General features: G+C 63.5%; 1 protein-coding gene. It reads left to right on the top strand.

The window, feature by feature from the left end:
* Positions 1–214: 214 nt before the first annotated feature.
* Positions 215–471: helix-turn-helix transcriptional regulator (locus EN969_RS34770; RefSeq protein ID WP_164758831.1), on the top strand; the 257-nt coding region annotated here is incomplete at its 3' end.

The raw sequence follows: 471 nt of genomic DNA, 5'->3' as shown, positions 1-471 counted from the left end.
GTCAGGCACTGGGCCTCGGGCTTCATCCGGGCCGGGGAGGAGGACGGCCGGGATGAAAGGGAATGGGCGGTTATGACCGCCGGGCGCGCCTCGCGTGAGGCCGGCGACTCGGCGCCATCAAAGCTGGACAGGTTTTGCATGACCGGATATAAGCATAACTCGAAAATAGATGCAAGCCATTCTTTCATAGACGAGAGCGGCTTTCATCCCTCACATGGGCGCCATGGCAAAAACGGAACTGTCGATCAAGGTCGGAGCGGCGATCCGCAAGGCGCGCAAGCAGCGCGGCCTGGTCATGCGCCACATCGCCGAACACAACGACACCGATGTCGCCGCCGTCGGCAACTGGGAAACCGGCCGCAATCTGCCCAAGACCGAGAACCTGCTGAAGACCGCCGCCTTCCTGCGCGTCGACCCGGTTGCGCTGGGCCAGGGGCAGGTCGTGTTTCTCGACGATGCCGGACCGGTTGC

This window comes from Mesorhizobium sp. M7A.F.Ca.CA.003.01.2.1 (genome assembly GCF_003998945.1).
Classification (GTDB): domain Bacteria; phylum Pseudomonadota; class Alphaproteobacteria; order Rhizobiales; family Rhizobiaceae; genus Mesorhizobium; species Mesorhizobium ciceri.
Note: the sequence above shows the minus strand (reverse complement) of the source record. Positions and strands in the feature narration are given on the sequence as shown.